General features: G+C 62.9%; 1 protein-coding gene and 1 pseudogene. One reads left to right on the plus strand and one right to left on the minus strand.

Translation table 11 applies throughout. The features are described 5' to 3' along the window. On the minus strand, positions 1-1,441 hold a 1,441-nt coding region (locus BGIM_RS56550; protein WP_238537856.1), incomplete at its 3' end, for a GAF domain-containing protein. A 1,234-nt stretch (positions 1,442-2,675) separates the two neighbouring features. On the opposite strand from BGIM_RS56550, the pseudogene BGIM_RS56555 reads away from it, so the two are divergent. Continuing rightward, positions 2,676-3,343 (plus strand): annotated as a pseudogene (locus BGIM_RS56555) (hypothetical protein); the annotation flags it as partial.

A 3,343-nucleotide genomic window follows, 5' to 3' on the forward strand; every position in this document is an offset into this window, starting at 1 on the left:
CGGCGTCAACGTCGCACTCGCTCCAAGGCTCCGACCGGCCTCGTTGCACTTCCTTCCACAGCGCGAACGACCCGCGCGGCGTCAGACGAGGGCCATGCGGGCCCGTCACCTCACGCTTGTAATGCGGGTCGCCCGCCCAATTGACGGTATCGCCGGATTCCGGACGGAACCACATGAGATAATCGCCACCTCCCAAACGAACAGCCAGGAGGCCGCTTGCCGTTTTCGCATCTGCCACCTCGCCCGGCAGGAAGTGCGTCGCGTATTCGTCGCGGTCACCGGAACCCAGCCATTCGACGAGTGCGGTGATTTCGCCTGCCGCGGGTGTGGCGCCGAACGTCGTCACTCGCCCGCCGATTACGACCGCCGCCGCACCCGCCCGGGTCAGGGAGACGAAATCCCTTGTCGTGAGCCCGTCTTCGGGCGGGCCGCCCGCCCCAAGCCCGGCGGTCAACCGGACAAGCCTGTCTTGGGCCTCGGACCGGTGCCTGAGGTCTTCCGCATCCTGCTTGGCCGATAATTGCAAGGACACGATGACCGCCAGCGTCTCGCAGCCAGACCGCAACCGGTACGACAAGAACTTCGGGGAATAGTGGTGGCACGCAATCAGCCCCCACAGCCGCCCGTCCTTCATCAAGGAGATAGTCAGGCTCGCCGCCACCCCCATGTTTTGCAAATACTCGACGTGGATCGGGGACACGCTCCGCAAGACGGCGTGGCTCAGGTCAAGCGAGGACGCCGTCTGCGGGTCGCGGTCCGGGATGAGCGGAGAGGACATGTAGGTGATGTCCGGGATTTGCCGCACCAGATTCAAGTGGTACAGTCGGCGGGCCTGCGCCGGGATGTCCGACGCCGGGTAATGGAGGCCGTAAAACGGCTCCAGATCATCCCGCTTCTCCTCCGCGTACACCTCGCCGTTCCAGTCCGCGTCGAACCGATAGACCATCACCCGGTCGTATCCGGTCAGCGCCCGCACCTCGCGCGCGACAGCCCCGCAAAACTCCTTCAACCGAAGGCCGTTTTTCAGGTTGGTCAGCGTGAACCGAACCAGCCTGTGCGGCTCGAAGTCGGACACGGGGAGGGTCTCCTCCAATTCCAGAATCAGTCGCCCGTTGTGCCGGTGGGCAATCCCGTCGAATTCGCGGTCCCCGGCCGTGACCGGGATCGGGGCGAGCGGCCGGGGGTCGGGTGACAAAAAGGCTTTCGTGAGACGAAGCAGGGAGTCGGCCGAGACCAGTTCGCCGAGGCCCATGCCGACGCACGAAGCGATTTTAAGGCCGAGGAAAGCGGGCGCATTGGCGCTGGCGACGGCGACCGTCCAGTCCGATTCGTCAAGGGCGAGAAGAATGCCGTGGGGTTGTGTCCGGCCGGGAATGTGAATCGGCTCGGCTTCGCAAGTGACCAAGTTGACAGACGGGAAATTTTCGTCACTCACGCTCATCAAGAACCTGCCAACGGGCCATATTATCGGGCATGGCCATTTTCCGACCCAGACAGTGGAGGTGCCAGCGTCTTCTCATATTTTAGCTGTCTGGTTCTCTTGAATCACATTTAAAAAAAACGAGGACGACAAACTCGACTGAAGAGGGTCGAATCCCCGCAGGAATTCGCATGAGTCTCGCGAAGATAATAAGTGAAAATCCCGGCAAATCAGCATTCCTCAAGTCGTGTTTGCCGACCTGGAAGAAAACTCCGACCCGCCGAACAGGACCGGCCGGACGTAATCGCTGACCAGGCACTGTGAGAGGTTTTCGCCGCCGCGAGCAACCCGCGACGGTTCGTTTTCTTTGACAAATCTTCGGCCGCACCGCCATGATCCGGCTCTGCCGACAGGGGCCGGCCGCCGAACGGATCATCGACGCCATTCCACGGAGGCATTGGCACACCACCACCTTTCCACCTGCTTTTCGTCCGGGCGGCTTTTCGCCCCGCTGGTGGCCGACGGGACGCTGAACGGAGTGTCATTCGCGGCTTGCGTCTGGCAGAACCTGGTTCCGCAACTGCAAAGAGGAGACATCCTGATCATGGACAACCTGGCGACCCATAAAGTGGCGGGCGTCGTCGCGGCCGTCGTGGTCCGAGTCCTTTTTCCGCATCCCTTTCAGCCCGTACTTCGATCCCATCGAGCAGGTCTTCTCCAAGATCAAGCTCAGACGACACGAACCACGGACCATTGACGACTTGGAAAACGTCGTCGGCGAATCCCTCGACTGGATCACCAGAACCGACGCGATCAATTCCTTCCACCACGCCGGTCACACGCTAGAACGAAACTGAAAATACTCTGACCGGCTGATCGCCAAAAACACGATTATGTCCCGCTCATCCAACTTGGCCGGCCGGAAGAACGGGCCGCGTCGGGCCCCTTGGGTTCACTCGACTGAACGGCCGGGCCACCGTTCACCCTGAATCATCGACGAATCGTTTTTGAACCTCTTTTGGAGCACAATCCGATGGGAACCTGGCCGGAAACGGCCGCGTTTCGCCCTTGCCCGTCCGCAAGGGCATTCGACATTGACCCGGGCCTCACGAATACATTTCTCTGGCACATATGTCACTGATCGTCTACAATTTGATTGCGCAGACGATCAGTGACATCGCCCGCGTTCCCGCCGGCTCGACGCGGGGGCAGCCAGACCGCCGATTCCCCGACGCTCCCCGCCATCGGAGACGCCATGACGACCGCCCCCCGGACTTTCGCCGACGTGCCGTGGCATCGCCAATCCGGAACGATGACGGTGTTCATCCTCGCCGGATTCTGCCTGTTCCCTCCCCTGTTGCTCGCGGCCTGCGTCGTCTGCCTCACCGGAGACGTTTACAACGACCGCCGCCGTGAGGACGGCTCGCTGTCCCGCTGGTCCCGCCTCAACAAGTTTGCGGCGGTCATCATCCTGCCCGTCCAGGTGATGGTCCTGGCCGACCGGGCCGGGGGAACCGCCGGGGATCTGATCGCCCTGTCGGGAATGGGTGGCTGGTTGCTCGCCATCGCCGTCGCGACGGTGAGAATGTTCCGGTTGCCGCGCGCCGCGCCAGGCCCTCCTCCCGCCGTTCCGAAACCTTCGCCGGAAACCGGCCGTCCGGAACAAGCAGCAGTTCCGGACGGTGATCGGGGTCCGGCGGCGGACGGACTGTTTTGGCTCATGAACGGCGACACCCCGGAGGGCTCTTACACGGCTGACACCCTGGGCCGGATGCTCCGGGACGGCTTTGTCCCGGCAGACCGGATGGTTCTCGCGGCCGACGGGCGCCGCCTGTCGTTGGGAGATCTCGTTTCCGAGCGGATCGCCCGGCCGACGGAGGACATCACGGTCCCGTCCGGCCAAACCCGCGGGACGGGTCACGG

Source organism: Zavarzinella formosa DSM 19928 (assembly GCF_000255705.1).
Taxonomy (GTDB): domain Bacteria; phylum Planctomycetota; class Planctomycetia; order Gemmatales; family Gemmataceae; genus Zavarzinella; species Zavarzinella formosa.